At 46.3% G+C, this 17,429-nt stretch carries 13 protein-coding genes; 7 read left to right on the top strand and 6 right to left on the bottom strand.

Going from position 1 to position 17,429, the window contains the following annotated elements; all coding sequences use genetic code 11:
* The first annotated feature begins 11 nt into the window (after positions 1–11).
* On the top strand, positions 12–2,126 hold the full coding sequence (locus HGH92_RS03920) for a DUF748 domain-containing protein (protein WP_168869444.1): 2,115 nt from the start codon (positions 12–14) through the stop codon (positions 2,124–2,126).
* A gap of 50 nt (positions 2,127–2,176) precedes the next feature.
* Here HGH92_RS03920 and HGH92_RS03915 read toward each other — a convergent pair whose 3' ends face one another.
* From HGH92_RS03915 to HGH92_RS03905, 3 genes are read right to left on the bottom strand one after another with little or no spacing between them, the layout of a single operon-like run.
* Positions 2,177–3,058, bottom strand: a complete 882-nt coding sequence (locus tag HGH92_RS03915; protein ID WP_168869443.1) for a TMF family protein — start codon at positions 3,056–3,058, stop codon at positions 2,177–2,179.
* Between the two features lie 46 nt (positions 3,059–3,104).
* A complete protein-coding gene (locus HGH92_RS03910) occupies positions 3,105–3,824 on the bottom strand; it encodes a LytR/AlgR family response regulator transcription factor (RefSeq protein ID WP_168869442.1) in 720 nt (239 codons plus the stop codon).
* A gap of 13 nt (positions 3,825–3,837) precedes the next feature.
* On the bottom strand, positions 3,838–4,893 hold the full coding sequence (locus tag HGH92_RS03905; RefSeq protein WP_168869441.1) for a sensor histidine kinase: 1,056 nt from the start codon (positions 4,891–4,893) through the stop codon (positions 3,838–3,840).
* Between the two features lie 292 nt (positions 4,894–5,185).
* Between HGH92_RS03905 and HGH92_RS03900 the strand changes: the two genes are divergently transcribed.
* A complete protein-coding gene (locus tag HGH92_RS03900) occupies positions 5,186–6,100 on the top strand; it encodes a hypothetical protein (RefSeq protein ID WP_168869440.1) in 915 nt (304 codons plus the stop codon).
* Between the two features lie 304 nt (positions 6,101–6,404).
* Here HGH92_RS03900 and HGH92_RS03895 read toward each other — a convergent pair whose 3' ends face one another.
* The 3 genes from HGH92_RS03895 to HGH92_RS03885 form a co-directional block, all read right to left on the bottom strand.
* Positions 6,405–6,830, bottom strand: coding sequence for a hypothetical protein (locus HGH92_RS03895; protein WP_168869439.1), 426 nt, complete (start codon positions 6,828–6,830; stop codon positions 6,405–6,407).
* 130 nt (positions 6,831–6,960) lie between these two features.
* Positions 6,961–7,602, bottom strand: coding sequence for a response regulator (locus tag HGH92_RS03890; RefSeq protein WP_168869438.1), 642 nt, complete (start codon positions 7,600–7,602; stop codon positions 6,961–6,963).
* Positions 7,592–9,457, bottom strand: a complete 1,866-nt coding sequence (locus HGH92_RS03885; protein ID WP_168869437.1) for an ATP-binding protein — start codon at positions 9,455–9,457, stop codon at positions 7,592–7,594. Before HGH92_RS03885 ends, HGH92_RS03890 begins: the two co-directional genes overlap by 11 nt.
* Positions 9,458–9,660: 203 nt before the next feature.
* Here HGH92_RS03885 and HGH92_RS03880 point away from each other — a divergent pair, with 203 nt between their 5' ends.
* The 5 genes from HGH92_RS03880 to HGH92_RS03860 all read left to right on the top strand — a co-directional run bounded on the left by HGH92_RS03880 (position 9,661) and on the right by HGH92_RS03860 (position 17,423).
* Positions 9,661–10,233, top strand: a complete 573-nt coding sequence (locus HGH92_RS03880) for an RNA polymerase sigma factor (protein WP_211092529.1) — start codon at positions 9,661–9,663, stop codon at positions 10,231–10,233.
* A gap of 121 nt (positions 10,234–10,354) precedes the next feature.
* Positions 10,355–11,479, top strand: a complete 1,125-nt coding sequence (locus HGH92_RS03875; protein WP_168869435.1) for a FecR family protein — start codon at positions 10,355–10,357, stop codon at positions 11,477–11,479.
* A gap of 184 nt (positions 11,480–11,663) precedes the next feature.
* Positions 11,664–15,092, top strand: coding sequence for a SusC/RagA family TonB-linked outer membrane protein (locus tag HGH92_RS03870; RefSeq protein ID WP_168869434.1), 3,429 nt, complete (start codon positions 11,664–11,666; stop codon positions 15,090–15,092).
* A 12-nt stretch (positions 15,093–15,104) separates the two neighbouring features.
* On the top strand, positions 15,105–16,577 hold the full coding sequence (locus tag HGH92_RS03865) for a RagB/SusD family nutrient uptake outer membrane protein (protein ID WP_168869433.1): 1,473 nt from the start codon (positions 15,105–15,107) through the stop codon (positions 16,575–16,577).
* Positions 16,578–16,586: 9 nt separating this feature from the next.
* Positions 16,587–17,423: a DUF4843 domain-containing protein gene (locus HGH92_RS03860; RefSeq protein WP_168869432.1), complete on the top strand. Its 837-nt coding sequence runs from the start codon at positions 16,587–16,589 to the stop codon at positions 17,421–17,423.
* Positions 17,424–17,429: the final 6 nt, after the last annotated feature.

Here is a 17,429-nt window from a genome sequence, read left to right as displayed (position 1 = left end):
AATTTTGGCTTATGCTAAGATTATTCAAAATGCCCCGGAAATGGAGGACGCTCATATACGGCAGCATCGGAATTCTCTTTGTACTGGCCATCCTGAACATCGTTTTAAACCTGATTGTTCAGCGTGATGTCAGTGAAAAACTACGGCATCTTTCACCTGAATTAAACATCCGTTTTTCTTCCGTTAAAAGCAATTTGCTCACTTCGTCATTGGTGCTGAATGATGTTGCCATAAACTATATGCCAGATGGTAGCGGACATCAGCATTCCCTTCATTTTTTAAGGATGGAACTGCGTGGCGTTAATTTTCTCACGATGTTGTTTCGCCGGACGTTATCTGTCAATAATGTAAAACTCAGTAATGTAGAATTGGATCTTGATGAATTCTTATTAAAGAGAAAAGATGCGGCCGCCGGGCGGCTGTTTGCTAAGGTGCCTTTCAAAAGTATAAGAGTGGGGCATTGTAGCCTTACGGACATCCGGGTGTGGGAGCATGCCGGACAGTCAAGACAGTTGTTGTTAAAGGGCGATATCGGTGTAGACGAGGTAAGTGTCAGTAATATAAATAAAAATTTCACCGCGGAAAATTTTCAATTTGGCACTCTTACAGGCAGCCTGTCAGATATTCATTATGCCATACCGAATGCCTGTCATAGGGTAATGATAAAACAGCTGACGATGGACGGCCCCGGGGAAACGGCGCAGATAAAGGATATACAACTGATACCACAATATAACAAACCTGAATTTTTTAAAAGGTCCGGTAACCAGCCGCTGTATGTAGCAGCTACTGTGTCGGGTATTACCCTTCATAAACCGGACATCCGGCAATTGTTTAATAAAAAACTGGTGGCTGAAAAAATAACTGTCGAACATCCTGTTGTTGATGTCTATAGTGAAGAGACCGGCGTAAAGCAAGTACTGTCCCGTTCTCTTCTTTTTACCAGCCTGAAGAACAATATTTCAGCAATACAGACAGATTTGTTGAAGGTGGACCATGCTTCCATTACCGGCGAGGCAACAACCGGCGATCAGTTAAAATTAAAGGGAGATATGGAGACGGACAAACTAAACGTCCGGATGACAGACAGTCTTTTTGTTAATAAAGATATTCATTTCAGGACGTTCACCTGTTCCCTGGCGGATATTCAGGCTGCCGTCGCCGGCACGCATCAGCGTATTGAAATAAAAAAGCTGTCGATTGACCGAAAAGGGACGCTTCAGGCTACCACCCTGAAGATCAGCCCACAGTATGACAAGCTGGTGATGGGGCAAAAAGCGGGGCACCAGGTAGATGTTGTTGATGCTGCCATCGCAGGTATCACCATCACCCGACTGGATGTTGGTAAATGTCTGCAGCAAAAGGTGATAGCGGAGCAGATATGGATAAAAGAAAGTAATGTTTATGTTTTCAGGGACAGGAGATTGCCTCGTGAGTTACAATACAAACCTTTACCGGTCGCGTTTCTGAGAAGTATGCCTGTCCATTTCAGGGTACATCGCCTTAAGATGTCTGAGTCGACCGTGACGTATGAAGAGTTTCCTAAAAATGGGTTACAGACAGGGACATTAAAAGTGGAGAAATTCCAACTTTCCCTGTCTCCGTTTATCAGTCATCCCAATACGTCAGATCTTGATCATATGGACCTGCATGTAGCAGGGTCTATTATGGGATCGGGCACCATCAGCGCAGCTGTTTATTTGCCGTTTAATGCCGGTAAGGATTATTATATCACCGGGGCGATTAATAACCTTGATGTTACCAGCTTAAATTCATCGGCGGAGAACCTGGGGGATTTTCATGTTGAGTCCGGGCTGCTTAATAATCTGTCGTTTCAATTCAGCCTGAATGATGAAAAAGCAACCGGAAAAGTAGTGGGGGAGTATCACAATCTGGTTTTGGACAAATTGAAGGGGCAGCCCAAAAAAATAGCAAAGTTTCCATCCTTTATGCTGAAACATGTGATCATTCCTAAAAATAAGGACAAGTCACTGCCGGTGGCCCGTCGTACAGGTACCATCGATTACCGGTTTGACCATACCCGTTCTGTTTCCTTCTATCTGTTGAAGTCATTGCTGTCTGGCATAGAATCGAGTTTTACATTTGGATTTCTGCTCCCGAAGTAATCATTTTATTTGTTGTCCGGAGACCATACTTCAGCCTCCGGACAGCATTGTTATTTTTTCAGCCTTTTTATTTCCTTACTTTGTTCTGCCAGCAATTGTTGCTGGGCGGTTACTTTATTATTGAGTTCTATCAGGTGTAATGTCAGTTCTTCTATTTTCTGCAACAGTTTGGCCTGGGTGTCAGCAACGTCAACGCCATTGGCCTTTACCTGTTCTTCTGACGGCATATCAGGCAGACGTTTGTTTTTCTTAATAAATGCTTCGGTTTCGGTTAAAGATGGGAGGGGGTATCCATCCTGAAACACGAAGTCGGCCCATCCGGACTGGGTTACTCTGACCCTTGTTGCTGTAATGGTCCCGTTCACAGCCAGCTTGGATTGAGGATTTTGTGTGCCGATACCAACATTCCCGTTTTGCACGAGCCGGAGTTCTGCGGTATTGGTGGCTGCTCCTGCTACCTTAAGAGAAGTATAGTCACCTACTGTGGTGTTATATCCATAAGACATCATGATGTCGTTTGGCAATGTGCCTGTGAGTGCGCGGAAGATGCCGTTTGAAGATTTAATATCTCCGTTTACTTCTAATTTGGCCTGAGGAGTGGTGGTGCCGATGCCGATGTTTCCGCCCTGTTTAATGTACATTAAGGAGGTGTTAATCCCTGAATTGTAAAATTCCCAGCCTCCGTTGGCATCAACAGTGGAACAATCAAAGCGCAAAGTCCGGTAGGTAGCGTTAAATGGTCTGATGAAGTGGCTCTTTATCGTGTATCCGGTAGCTGCATCAACGCCGATGCTCAGGCCTTGCTCGTTACTGATGCTAATGCTCTTGGTGGTGGTATTTCCGTTGGTTGTTACTTGTTCCAGTGTTTGCGCGTCAGCATAGAAATAGGACAATAGCAGGCTACAAAGGATAAATGGATGTTTTTTTCTCATAGATATCATTTTTTGCAAGATACAGAAGAAACAAGTATATATCCGCTTATTTGCTCAATAACCGTTTGCTGACTACCTGCATGAGAAGTTCGCGCTGGCTGCGACTAACGGGAAGTGTATGTCCGCCGGCCTGCACCATGTTGCTGTCGAGCTTACTGATCTGATGGAGATTGACAATATAGGATTTATGTATTCTCAGGAAGCTGTCTGCCGGCAGCTGTTGTTCCACATTTTTAAACGTCAGGTAGGCGATGATTTTAGTGTGGATGGTTTGGATGAGCACATAGTTTTGCATGCTTTCGACGAAGAGGATGTCTGACAGCATCACTTTTTCGTATACCTGTTTGTGTTTTACAAAGATATAATCCTTCACCGGGGGATGTGGGGCGGAGGAAGGCTGCTGACGCAGCTGGAAATAGTCCTTTGCTTTCTGTACCGACTGGGTAAAGCGTTGCAGGGAAAGTGGTTTTAGCAGATAGTCGAGCACGTTAAGACGGAAACCATCCAGTGCATAGTCCGGATAAGCGGTGACCAGGACCGTTACCGGCGGGTTGGATAACGTTTCCAGCAGATGCAGCCCGCTTGCTTTGGGCATGTTAATGTCAAGGAACATCAGATCTACCGGCGTAGTCTCCAGCATTTCGCGTGCTGATGCTACGTTATTGGCAGTACCGGCCAGTGAGAGGAAATCGAATGTCCTGATATACTTTTTTAGTCCTTCCCGGGCGAGTGCTTCGTCATCAACGATGATACATTTGATTTCCATACGGCAGTTTTTATCAGAGAACATTGATTTTTATTTCCAGGTAAACAACAAACTGGTCTGTGGTTTCTTTTATGCTCAGGAAGTGCTGCTCCGGGTAGAGCAGGGCCAGTCTTTTTTGCACGTTGGCCAGTCCGATTCCTTTGTGGGGAGAAGCAGCCACGGGACCATCCGCACTGTGTTCCTTACTGTTTTTGACAATAAAAAACAACGTGCCTTCTTCCACAGCAAGGTCTATACAGATAAAATTAGGCTGGTCCGTAAACAGGGACACATGTTTAAAGGCATTTTCCACAAAGGGCGTAAGGATCAGGGGAGCAATAAAACAAAGCGGTAGCTGTGGTTCCCAGTTGCAGGTTACCTTCAGTTCATTGCAGCGCCGTTTGTTTTCCACATTTACATAATTCTGCAGATAGGAGACCTCCTGTTGCAATGGTATGGCGGGTTTAGAGGCGTCGTAGAGCTGGTACCGCAAAATATCGGAGAATTCCAGCACCATATCTGCTGCCTGCCTGGCGTCTCTTTCTATCAATACATGGATGCTGTTCATCATATTGAACATAAAGTGTGGGTTCAACTGGTCACGCAGTAGCGTCAGTTCCGCTTCCAGGTGGGTGGTGCGGAGCTGTTCGTGGTCAATCAGGGTTTTGGCGTATTCCTGGTAAAAGCGAATGCCGCAGATGGTACCGCTGGTGAAAAGCATTCCGATAAAGAGACCGGGAAACATGGTTTGCAGGCCACAGTTCTGTGGCTCGGCCATTACTTTCCTGACGCTGTTGCACAACATCGGCAAACTCAGATACACGGTGATCAGGCTGGTAAGAAGGCAGATGACCACTGCCAGCAAGGCAAACAGGAGCATCTTCCGGTGCCTGATAAAGTAGGGGAGCAGCCAGTAACAGAGTAAAAAAGTAATGAACGTACCTGGGACCGACTCCATCAGCCCCAACTGAATCGCTTCCCGGTCGGGAAGCCCCTGCATACGGACCTGCAGATAGGTGAGGCCCATGTCCATTGCCCAGATAATGAGGATGACAGGCCAGGTGTTTATCAGGAAGAATGGCTTAGGCATCTGTCAGTTTTTACTGCAAAAAAGTAAAAAAAAATTGAATTAGGCGGGATTCCGGAAATACTTAACATCCATTTATAGCAGATCATATAGCATTTCTGCACTTTAGTCAGCAATTCCGGTATGGTGATCAAAATTCATATAGCCGGTCAGGTAATCTCTTTTTCTTTGCATGTGTAAACCGGAAACCAGTAGCAGAAAAGGGAAGCACAGCACTTCCTGCTTTGTACTGAGCATTGGCGCCTTTGCCTGTTAACAAACCATTTGTCTAAGTAAAAACCTAAACTGCAATTTTATGACACATCGCAACATGGAACGGGGAGTCAATCTGCCCAAACTATCAATGGCCTTATTGGGAGCTGCACTGCTGGCAGGAGCTGCCTGTAATAAGGTATCTCTGCCGGAGGCTGGCACCGGCACCGGTGTAAAAAATCCTGTTACCATCCCCGCTCCGGCGCCAGGCCTGCTGACCCGCGTAAATATCGGCGGTACACAGGGCGTTATTCAGCTGATCAGCTACAACCAGCAACTGCAACCTGTTTTGATTACCCAGTATGCTGGTAATCTGTTGACAGAAAAAGATTCGATTGTATATGACGCCAACGGTAAACTGCAAAAGGTGTTGAACTATTCTCCCGACTTCCTGACAGCCGGAAAATTTAATCTGTCCGGTAATACAAAGTTTGAATGGGACGCTAAAGGTAACATCTCCCGGAAAACAATCTACGATCAGGAAACAGGCAAGGTGGAAGAAGACGAGCAATACACCTACGACGACGGCGGTAGGCTGGTAAGTATCATTACGGCAACAGATGGGGTTACTAATCTGAAGTTGGTGACGGCGTACGCCTATGAGCAGAAAAACATCAAAAAAGAAACGGTAACCGACGGTGCCAGGGTAATTTCTGATTTGTTGGTGGCCGGTTTTGACCAGCATCCTACCTACATTACCCATCCGCTGTTACGTTATTTGCTCACAGGCGCCGGACATGAAGCATTTAGTGACCAGAATCCACTGGAAACAAGAAAGGTGCAGTATGTTACACTGAACGGCAAACAGGATTCCATTGTAACGGTGCAGAAGAATACTTATGCCTATAACAATGCCAGTCGTCCGGTAAAGGTGGACTTCACCAGCACTATTTACGGGGTCGGCAATCAACAACCCACCAATAGCAAGGGTAACATCGGTTACGAATACAGCAAATAGGGTAGTAAGTTATCCGATGAACAAGCGCCTCCAGACTGTCCGGAGGCGCTTGTTTTAGCGGGCAACGCCACTGTTGTCATGTGGTAAATGACAGCAGTGGCGAAGGGAGGGGGTCAAAGAATGGATAAAGGCCGGCTATTCAATTGCGAAACTGACCAACCGGTCGGGGTTTGGCAACGCCGCCCACCTGTATAGTGTGGGCTGGTTGCGTTTGGGTGTGGTTTTCCAATACCGCCATCCATATGATAGCAGCCAGTATTATTTTTTTTCATACAGTTAAAAGTTGAGTAGCGGGAGAATGTTATCAGGCAATCGTAAAGAGGAAGGACGCGATGATCATCCATGCGCCAACGATGATGCCCAGTATGCCCAGTTTGCCTTGTTTGGGTGCTACCTTGGTGCGGATATGTGCTGCTTTTTCCCGGGCCTTTTCATTGTTGGACAGGAAAAATTTGTTGATAAGCGGGAATCCGAGCAGGAAGCCAAGGCTTGCTTCCACCAGGCTGCCGGCTGCCAGGGTGAGCCACCAGATGGGGGCGGAGGTCAGCCAGCCTATATTCAGGATAGCGCTTACAAGGCCCCATATACCCCAGAAACAGAAAATAATCCCGATCCATCCCTGGTAGGGTTCCACTTTTTCCAATAACTCCTTCGCATTGGGTTTTTTAGATAAAAGCAGCGAGGGAACGGCGATGATGCTCAGCAGGATTAATGTTATTCCGTAGATCATAATGTTGCATTTTTTATTCAGGAGATTGTTTGACCGGATTGTTCCGTTTTGTTATGCAACAAAGGTAGCCAGGTACGATGGGGGCGGCAACATCGTATTCAGTGAAAATCAATACCCTGTTTTCAGGGGGTTAGCTGAGCAGGCCCAGTTTGACGGCGTACCTTGTAAGGCCGGCCAGGTTCCGCACTTTCAGTTTCAGGATGAGGGTTTTGCGGTAGCTTTCAATCGTATGTTTGCTGAGGAATAGTTTGTCCGCGATCTCCTGGGTGGTATATTCTTCGGCGATCAGTTTCAGTACGTCCTTTTCGCGGGAGGTGAGCATTTCAAGGGTTTCTTTTTCTTTGTTGAAAACGCTTTTGAGATACTCCTGTTTCACGGCTTCCGAGAAGTATTTCCCGCCTTTGAGGATCGTTTTGATCGCATTCAGTAATTCGTCTGAGTCGGCATTTTTCGACAAAAAACCATCGACGTTATTTTGAATAAGCGTATCAATCATATTACTGTCAGTATGCATGCTTACCACCAGCGTGCTGACCTCCGGCCTTTTTTCCTTGATATGGTTATTCAGGGTGATACCGTCCATGTCAGGCATACTGATATCGGTAATCACCAGGTCGACCTGCTCACCGGGGTGCTGGTCGAGATAGTTCACGACCAGCTGGCCGTTATGGGCATAATAGAGCACGTGGAAGTCCTTTTCTTGCGCTATCAGCCTGATAAGGCCTTCCAGAAACAATTTATGGTCGTCTGCCAGGATAATATTATGCTTCATAACAAGCGGGATTTAGCGGTATTTCAATGTCAATTACGGTGCCTTTCGAAGGGAAGGAGTCAATGGTAAACACGCCGTCGAATAATTTCAACCGGTCCCGGATATTCTGAAACCCGATACCATATTTCACTGTTTCCGGGGAAAATCCCCGGCCATTATCTTCAAACAGCAACTTCAGCATACCGTCCAGTTGGGTCAGTTGTACTTCTACTTTCGTAGCCTGACTGTGTTTCTGGGCGTTGGTGATCAGCTCCTGGATGATTTTATAGATCTCCACCTTCAGAGAGGTGCCAAGCCGGTCAATTTCATCGCCGGGAAAGGCGTGAAAGGTAATAGTGGCGTTGCCGGGCACATTGAATTGTGTGATATAGCCGGAAATAAGTTCGGCAAAACCGGTGTTGGCGAATTTCTGAGGAACAAGATCATGGGAAAGGTCACGTACCTGGCGATAGGTGTCGTCCACCTGCCGGATGAGTGTTTCCAGTTTATTCACACTGGTTTGATGGGAGAGCTGAAGTTTAATGGCAGCGAGGTTGCCGCCGATACTGTCATGCAGTTCGCCTGCAATCCGTTTCCGCTCTTTTTCCTGGCCGACAACGGAGGCTTTCAGTAATTCCAGCTCCTTATCTTTCAGCAATGCCGCGATTTTTTGCCGGTTCATTTCCTCCATCGTTGTATTTAGTTTGCTCTGCGCCTGTAGTTTCTGGTAATATAGATACAGCAGGCCGATGACAGGCAGGAGGATGACAAGGAACCCGATGAGCAAACTGTATTTTATCGTTTTCTGGTGGTTTAATTCGTTTTCCTTGTTTAATATTTCCTTTTCTTTCCGGGCGGTCTGGTATTTTATCTCGAGTTCGTTGATTTCTTTTTTATTCTGTTTGTCCAATACCTCCCGGGAAATGCCCAGGTACTGGGTCATCAGTGCATAGGCGTTTTTATAATCGCCTGTTACCGCGTACAGGTTACGCAGGCTGTTCAGTACTTTTAGCTGGGCTTTCAGGTCGTTCCATTGAAGGGCGTTGGAGTACACGAGGGATAGCAAGGTTTTTGCGTTGTCATATTCCTTCCGGGAGATCAGCAGGTCTCCCATCCTTTGTCCTGCGCTGATGTACAGGTCAAAAAACTGGTGCTGCTGCGCATTGTTTTTTACATTGTTGTAGATCGTATAGGCTTCCTCTTCCTGGTGGTTGAATTCCGCTATAATACCGAGTGTCAGTTGTGCCTGAAGTTCTTTTTTTTCCTGGTGCTGTTGTTGGAAATAGTGCAATGCTTTTTCAGTATAAAGCTTCGCTTCAGGGAAATTTTTCTGTCCGAGAAAAATAATGCCCAGCCGCTCATAGACCAGATGTTTGAGCTGTTCGTCCGGGTCCGTGTTCAACAGCTCCCTGTATGCTGTGATGGCTTTGTCATATTCATTACGGGCGGAATATATGTTGGCGATGCCCAGTTTGTTGTCATTAATGGCGCCTCTGTTATTGAGCGACTCCGCAATCCTGACGCCCTGAAGATAGAAACGTAGGGCTTCGTCATACAGGCCGTTCTCACTGTAAGCATTAGCCAGTGTGAGATAAAGGGAAACCTGGGAGGACTGTTTGTCAGCCGCAGGGAGATCGCTTTGGTCAAGACTGCTGATAAGCTGTTGCGCATAAAAGATCACGGAGTCTGTAGTGCCATGGGCGGCGTGGAAAGCCAGCAACGGCTGTACGGCCTGTATTTTTGTTTTAATATCGGTGGCAAGGAACACCTTCCGCAAGAGAGAGTCGGGCGTTTTTACCGGTACATCTCCATAACCTGTGAAAGCGGTGCCACTTTGGGCCAGACAGGCACAGGAAACTGTCAGCAGACCTGCCAAAAATAAGGCTGATGCTTTGCTTAGCCCGGTTCGGATTAATATGTTGACTATAGCAATCAGGGAAAATGCTTTTATTTAGAGCGGCAAGGTAATAATTAAATGTATCATTTTGATTATACGGCAGTTGTTTACTGTTTCTACCACTAAACAAAGAATCCTTTTATAAACCGAAACAATTTTTAGTTTTATGGTCAATTATGGGAATGGATAAACTGCTTCATGCAAATGACCAGGACCTTTTAGCGGAAATTGGCAGAAGGAATGGTTTTGCTTTCGATGTGCTTTATAACCGATATTGGAAAGATGTTTTCAATATCGCTTACAAGCGGATACGGAATACAGACCTGGCGCAGGATATAGCCCAGGATGTCTTTGTGCAGTTGTGGACCAGGGAGAAAACCACCCTCATTGATAATCTCCCCGGATATTTACGCATTGCCACCCGCAACAGGGTTTTCAGGCAAATTGAAAAGGAAAGCCGCTATAACTTCCTGCCGGCAGACAGTGAAGACCAGCTTCAGGGCTATGCTCTTGCCGACGATCATGTCTTGTACAAGGAGTTCCATGCTGCATTTGAAGCACTGACTAATTCCCTTCCCCCGCAACAGCAACAGATTTTCCGCCTGCGCTTCCAGGATGGATACAATACGCAGCAAATTGCCGGGCAACTTGGAATTTCTGAGAAAACAGTCAGAAACCAGATGGGACGTGCCCTCTCGAAACTGAGAAGTTCCCTGGTCCTACTCCACATTGTCTGTATACTGACAATGAAATAAGCCGATTTACACATGATGATAAAAAATATTTATTTCAGCGTGGGCGGAATTTAACTTTTTGACTCATGCTATATAGAAACTGGTAACAATGGATAATAACGAGGCCGGGCTTTTTAAAATAATGCTAAATCGATATAGGAGTGGCATTGCGACCAGGGAGGAAATTTCTTTCCTGGAGGCCTGGTTTGACCTGGCCGACAGTGAGGACGATTTCATCACGGCAGAAAATGAGGCGGGGTTTGACAGTCTGAAGGCTGCCATGAAAGACAGGATAGACATGAAAATTGCGAATGCAGATAACTTACAGCCGGCGCTGTATCGTCGTATACCCGTACGCCGTTGGGTTGCCGCCGCCGCAATGATCGTTCTGATTGGCGCCGGTACCTTGTTCCTTGCCAGGAAATCATTTCATCAACCGGCGCAGCAGCGCCTCGCCTCCCGTAATAACCGCGTCCCTACGCTTCGCCTCGCCAACGGTACGGTTATAACACTGGATAGTACTGCCGCCGGCAAGATTGCCAGCCAAAATGGTGTCATCATCTCGAAGGAAAAAGACGGGACTCTGGTTTATTCTTCAGCGCCAGCCGAAAAAAGCAACGCTGACCAGGAAAACGTATTATCTACCCCTGCGGGCATGAAATTTAAAATTATATTACCCGATGGTTCAAGAGTGTGGCTTAACGCCGTCAGCACTCTGAAATACCCGGCTGCCTTTGGTAATACCGGCAGGGTTGTAGAGTTGGAAGGGGAGGCTTACTTTGACGTTGCCCAAGACCCGGACCGGCCATTTATCGTAAAATCAGGCGCCCGATCTGTGCACGTGCTCGGTACCATCTTTAACATCAATGCATATCCGGAAGAGGGCGTGTCGAAAACAACGCTCATACAGGGATCTGTTAAAGTCGTCTATAATAGCAGATCAGTTGTGGTCCATCCCGGCCAGCAGGCCATCTGCGATCCTAATAGTAACAACTACCTCCACACTGTCAACGCCGATACAGAAAAGGAAACTGCCTGGACCAATAATATGTTTTCTTTTAAAAACGACAGCCTGCAGTCCGTATTGCGCGACGTGGCCCGGTGGTACAATGTAGTGATCAAATATAGCGGCCATATCCCTGATGAAAGATTTTCCGGGGAAATTTCCCGGAGCAGCCAACTGAAAGATGTTCTGAAAATACTTGAAATCAACGGCGTCACATTTGAGATAAAAGAAAATGTCATTACCGTAATCAATAAGAATTAAGGTGATTAATCAGTAACCATCACTTGTCAACTGAAATATCAAAGATTGTATGAATGAAATTGTGTCATCAAAAAAACCAACATTTCTATATTAACCAGGACTTACGATAGTGTCTGTTCCCGTTAGTAATACCAGCTGCGGGCCAACACATATCTGTTCATTTTATCGACTAAATCCGACCATCATGAAATTCAAGTTTCATTGCCCTCCCTTGCCAGTCATGGCAGGGGCTGGGAAATGCATGCCCTCACGTTCCGGCAAATGGCTCATGCTTCCCCTGATTGTTTTGCTATTTATCCCGGTACGTGCAGCCAGCCAACACGTAACTGTCAGCCGGCAAAACGCTTCGCTGGAAACTATTTTTAATGACATCAAAAAACAAACCGGCTTCACATTTTTCTACAAGGAAAATATTAATCCCGCATCCATGAAAACGGACATTGACCTAAAGGATGCAGGCATCGAAGAGGCACTGAAATCCTGCCTTAAAAAATTTAATCTTAGCTTCACGATTGTTAACAAAACAATTGTAATCACCGCCGGCACCGGTGCCAATAACAGCTCCCCATCCATCGTAACGGGCATAATAGATAGTTTATTCACCGGAAAGATCGTAGACAGTCTGACAAAAGAGGCCATGATCGCTGTGTCTGTATACCTTAAAAATACCGGTGAAAGAACGCTGACAAACGACAGGGGCCTGTTCACCGTCAAGGCCGCACCCGGGGATATACTCCAGCTAACCAGTGTAGGCTACCGAACAAAGGAAATTCCTGTAAATGCAGTTCGCAACCAATCCATCCTGATGTCTCCAAAGTCAAGTTCGCTCAATGATGTGGTGGTAACAGGCTACCAGGTGATTAAGAAAGATAATTATACCGGTAACGCCGTTGTTGTGAAAGGCGAGGATCTGAAAAGGCTTAATCCGCAGAATATGCTGAAAGGCCTGGCTTCCTTTGATCCTTCCTTCAGGATAGCAGATAATAACCTCCTGGGCTCCGACCCCAACGCGATGCCCAAAATCAATATCAGGGGCACTACCGCCATGCCAAACGGTGAGATACTGGACAGGAACAACCTCTCCAGTTCGTACAATTTGCCGGTGTTTATCATGGACGGATTTGAAGTTCCCCTGCAGAAGGTGGTAGATATGGATATTAACCGCATTGCCAGTGTGACGATCCTCAAAGATGCCGCCGCCACCGCGGTGTATGGCTCCCGGGCAGCCAATGGTGTGATTGTAATCACTACCAAGGCCCCGCAGCCGGGTCGCCTCCGTCTTTCGTACAATGCTGAAATGAAGGCCACAGTACCGGACCTCAGCGACTATAGTGTGCTCAATGCAACAGACAAACTGGAGTATGAAAGACGTGCCGGCCTTTATTCAACTCAAAATAACACCGCCTCCACACAGGACGAACTCGACCAGCAATACTATTCCAAACTTAAAAACGTAGTGAGCGGAGTCAATACATACTGGCTCTCCCAGCCATTGCGAAACGCATATTCACAGAAGCATACCGTATATGTTGAAGGAGGAGACTCCAGCTTCCGTTACGGCGTGGACCTCCGTTATCAAACGGACCCGGGCGTGATGAAAAATTCGGGCCGTAACCGTTACAGTGGTGGTATGAGCTTTACGTACAACCCTAACCGTAATCTGATATTGAAAAATGATCTCACCGTTACACAAGTAAATGCGCGCAATTCCAATTATGGCAGTTTTGCAACCTATGTGGCCATGAACCCATATTATCCAATTTATGGAGACGACGGCAAACTGATTCGTGAAATTGCCAACTGGCGCGTGGATACACATCTGCCGGGCCAGGACCAGTACAAAAACGTACCAGTATTGAACCCACTCTATGAAGCCAGCCTCGGCAACTTCGATAAATCCGGATATACAGAACTGATAGATGCGTTCTCTGCTGATTGGCGCATCACCCCAGCATTACGTGTAATAGGCCTGGTAAGCCTGAACAGCACTAAATCCACTGCCGATAAATTTGTTTCTCCGTTTAGCAACGCTTTCTACCTGGACCCTCCCAACGCAGTGATGAACAGAGGGTCTTATGATTTCAGCGCCACGCGCTCCCTGAACCTGGACGGAAACATCCGGATGGTATACAATACGTTGATCGGCGACCATTCGCTGAATGCTGTACTGGGTGCCAACATCACGTCTTCCACTACAGATTTTAAAGGTTTCCAGGCCCGTGGATTTTCAAATGACAAATTCAGCAGCATTGCATTTGCACGTACCTATACACCCAATGACGCCCCTAAAGGCAGTGTGGATGAAAGACGCCTGATCGGTTCATTCTTTAGTGGCAGCTATTCTTATAAAAACAGGTACCTGTTCGATGCAGCTGTTCGTTTGGATGGCTCATCGGCATTTGGTGCCAATAAAAGAGTGGCACCATTCTGGTCAGGAGGTATTGGATGGAATGTTCATAACGAAGATTGGTTCAGGAACAGCCTTCCCGTACTTTCAAGATTAAAACTTACCGGTACAACTGGCGTGACAGGTTCAGTTGACTTCCCTCCGTTCCTGGCGAAAACGACATATAATTATCAGACTGCCAACTGGTACTCCACCGGCATTGGCGCTATAGTAAACGGCTATGGTAATGATAACCTCCAATGGCAGAAAACCACCAACTATGAAGTGCGTGCAGAGATTGGTTTCCTGCAGGACAGGATCATAATTACACCTGTTTATTACTACAAGCTTACTAAAGGCCTGCTGACTGATATCAACATCGCCCCGTCTACGGGTTTCTCTACCTATAAAGAAAATCTGGGAGATATGGCCAATAAAGGATATGAGCTCTATCTGTCCATCAACGCATTGCGCAAAAACAATCTAAACATCAATATTACCGGCAACCTCGCCCATAACACCAATTCAATTGTCAAAATTTCAAACGCGCTGAAAGCCTATAACGAAAGCGTGAACAACTACCAGCTGGACCCATCCAAAGGAGTACAGGGAAAGCCGCTGTTACGCTTTGCGGAAGGGCAATCGTATAATACTATATACGGTGTGAAATCACACGGTATAGACCCTCAAAACGGACGGGAGATCTACGAAAAACCAGACGGCAGTCTCACCTACGATTATGACGTGACGTACACACGGCCCATTGGCGATTATACACCAAAGGCAGAAGGTTTCTTTGGTAGCAATATCACCTGGAAGCACTGGATGATGAGTTTCAGTTTTCATTACAAATTCGGCGGAGATATGTACAATCAGACACTTGTAGACAGGATTGAAAATGCCGACCCCCGCTTTAATGTTGACAGCAGGGCCCTTGCGATGCGCTGGCAGCATCCCGGCGATATGGCGCTGTATAAGAACATTACGGACCTGAGCCTGACTTATGCCTCCAGCAGGTTCGTACAGAAAGAAAATCTGTTGGAACTGCAGTCGCTGTACCTCTCTTATGACCTGGCACAGGACCTCGCAAAGAGTATCGGTTTGCAGTCCCTGCGTGGCGCTGTTACGATGAACGACATCCTCCGTATGTCCAGTATCAAACAGGAGCGTGGTATAGATTACCCTTTTGCTAGAAGTCTTACCTGTTCTATCCTCGCTACCTTCTAAAATGTAAGCATCATGAAAAAACTAATAATAATACTGGGTCTGTGTGTATCGATGATTTCCTGTAAAAAGTTTCTTGATATAAAACCTCAAACACAGATAGACAGGGATGAACTTTTTAACTCAGAACAGGGATTCAAAGAGGCCCTGAATGGGATTTACACACTCTGCGCCAGCCAGTCGCTTTATGGCGGGCAGCTTTCCTATAATATGCTGGATGTACTGGGCCAGAACTATACATTCAGTGATGTTACCAACCAGGAAATTGCCAACTTCATATATACCGGTGGCAGCATTAAAAGCATGGTAAATGATGTATGGCGCAACGCCTACAAAGCAGTAGCCAATTGTAATTATCTGTTGCAGGCTATTGACAGGGACACTGCCATTTTCAGCAAAGGTAATTACCGCCTGATTAAAGGTGAGACGCTCGCATTGCGTGCCTATGTCCATTTTGATATGCTACGGATGTTTGCGCCGTCGTATGTCAACGGGGCAACACAAAAAGGCATTCCTTATGTAACCCGCGTGGGGATCAATTCTACCGCCTTCTCGACCGTAAACACGGTAATAGACAGTGTATTGAAAGACCTGTCTGCCGCAAAAATATTATTGCAAAACGATCCAATAAGAAACGCCGCCTATACCGTGGGATATCCGGGAGACAATGTAAACACAGAATTGGATAACCCCGACCTGTTCATGCAAAACAGGCGTCACCGGCTTAACTATTACGCTGTCTGCGGGGAACTGGCACGTGTTTACCTCTATCGCAACGACTATCCGAATGCGCTTTCAAATGCAATGGAAGTGATACAGGCAGAGAAATTTCCGTTTACCAGGCAGGAGGATTTTTTCCAGACAGACATTCAGAAAAGAGACCGTATTTTCTATAAGGAGATTATTGGCTGCTGGTATACAGAAACAACAACTGTTATTGAATCGCTGCAGGACAGATTTACCAAACAGAATCCTGCCTATAGTGCTACCACTGACCAGGTAAATGATATTTATGAAATTGGTACTTCCGGTGCGGAAGACTGGCGGTTGAAGCAATGGTTTCTGAATACCGCTGCGGCTACCGGTGGACCTGACCGCGCCGTATTACAGAAATATTATCGCAACGCATCTCCTCTCACCAACATACATCCCCTGGTAGCTCCGGCTATCCGGTTATCTGAGCTGTACTACATCGCAGCCGAATCTACCTTTGACCAGGACCCTCAACTGGCGCTCAGCTATTATAACAAAGTACGGGTCGCACGCGGAATCGGACAACAGGTTAACAGTGTTCCCAATAAATCAGCATTTATTGACCTGCTAATAAAGGAAGCCCGCAAGGAATTTTATGGTGAAAGCCAGATATTCTTTATGTACAAGCGTCTTTACCACGCAGTATACATCAATGCCACCAATAGTAAACAACCATCAAACAGCATTTTCGTACTCCCGTTACCGGACGATGAAAATGCTTACAGAAATAATTAACAGTATACCATGAGAAAATGTTCCATCATCATAATGATTGCCTTCCTGCTATTCAGCTGTAAACGGGACAGCATTGAACCGTATGATCTGGTAAAAGACAATATCTACCTGAATTATCCTAATACAGACAGCCTTGTTTATTCTTTTGCATTTCATCCTGAACTGGAAAAAGATACCATTTGGGTGCCGGTTATTGTATCTGGTAAGACTGCCCGGCAGGACCGGTATTTCGCACTGACAGCCGTGGACAGCAATACTACCGCTGTATCGGGCCGACATTATGAGCAGTTGAAATCATCATATATAATGCCCGCGGATTCGGGTACGGTCAAGGTCCCTGTTATACTGCTGAATACAGATCTTGCACTGGCTGAAACATCCGTGTACCTTACTTTTCAGGTTTCAGGTGGTAAGGATTTTGCCACCGACCTGCCGGTGAAAATACGCACCAGGCGCATCCTGTATTCCAACAGGCTGGAACAGCCGGCATGGTGGGCGTCATGGGCCGGAAACCTCGGGAAGTACTCCCGGGTGAAACATCAGCTGTTCCTTATTAGCAGCGGCACTACCGATCTGGTGATTGTCAATTCCTATCCTGACTGGTACATGGAAGTCCCGCGAACGCTCTATTATATCGCCAATACCAGATATCTCCTGCAATATCCATTTCAGTGGGTCAGTGAACATCCTGAGTCGGGTTATATGCTGGAGAAAAGAAATGATGGCACTGGAGATTACGATTTTTTCAACAAAAATGCTTCTGCCAGGCGTTTCCTCCTGAGGTATTATGCATCAGCCAATAAGTATGTTTTTATCGATGAAAATGGAGAGCAGGTGCTCTTCTAAAAGTAC

Source organism: Chitinophaga varians (genome assembly GCF_012641275.1).
In the GTDB taxonomy this organism is placed as follows: domain Bacteria; phylum Bacteroidota; class Bacteroidia; order Chitinophagales; family Chitinophagaceae; genus Chitinophaga; species Chitinophaga varians_A.
Note: the sequence above shows the minus strand (reverse complement) of the source record. Positions and strands in the feature narration are given on the sequence as shown.

Bases quoted from the DNA above. Each gene is read 5' to 3' on its own strand.
- HGH92_RS03905 (WP_168869441.1), bottom strand. From the start codon at position 4,893: ATGCCTAAGCCATTCTTCCTGATAAACACCTGGCCTGTCATCCTCATT.
- HGH92_RS03920 (WP_168869444.1), top strand. From the start codon at position 12: ATGCTAAGATTATTCAAAATGCCCCGGAAATGGAGGACGCTCATATAC.
- HGH92_RS03915 (WP_168869443.1), bottom strand. From the start codon at position 3,058: ATGAGAAAAAAACATCCATTTATCCTTTGTAGCCTGCTATTGTCCTAT.
- HGH92_RS03895 (WP_168869439.1), bottom strand. From the start codon at position 6,830: ATGATCTACGGAATAACATTAATCCTGCTGAGCATCATCGCCGTTCCC.
- HGH92_RS03910 (WP_168869442.1), bottom strand. From the start codon at position 3,824: ATGGAAATCAAATGTATCATCGTTGATGACGAAGCACTCGCCCGGGAA.
- HGH92_RS03900 (WP_168869440.1), top strand. From the start codon at position 5,186: ATGACACATCGCAACATGGAACGGGGAGTCAATCTGCCCAAACTATCA.
- HGH92_RS03860 (WP_168869432.1), top strand. From the start codon at position 16,587: ATGAGAAAATGTTCCATCATCATAATGATTGCCTTCCTGCTATTCAGC.
- HGH92_RS03875 (WP_168869435.1), top strand. From the start codon at position 10,355: ATGCTAAATCGATATAGGAGTGGCATTGCGACCAGGGAGGAAATTTCT.
- HGH92_RS03865 (WP_168869433.1), top strand. From the start codon at position 15,105: ATGAAAAAACTAATAATAATACTGGGTCTGTGTGTATCGATGATTTCC.
- HGH92_RS03870 (WP_168869434.1), top strand. From the start codon at position 11,664: ATGAAATTCAAGTTTCATTGCCCTCCCTTGCCAGTCATGGCAGGGGCT.
- HGH92_RS03880 (WP_211092529.1), top strand. From the start codon at position 9,661: ATGGATAAACTGCTTCATGCAAATGACCAGGACCTTTTAGCGGAAATT.
- HGH92_RS03890 (WP_168869438.1), bottom strand. From the start codon at position 7,602: ATGAAGCATAATATTATCCTGGCAGACGACCATAAATTGTTTCTGGAA.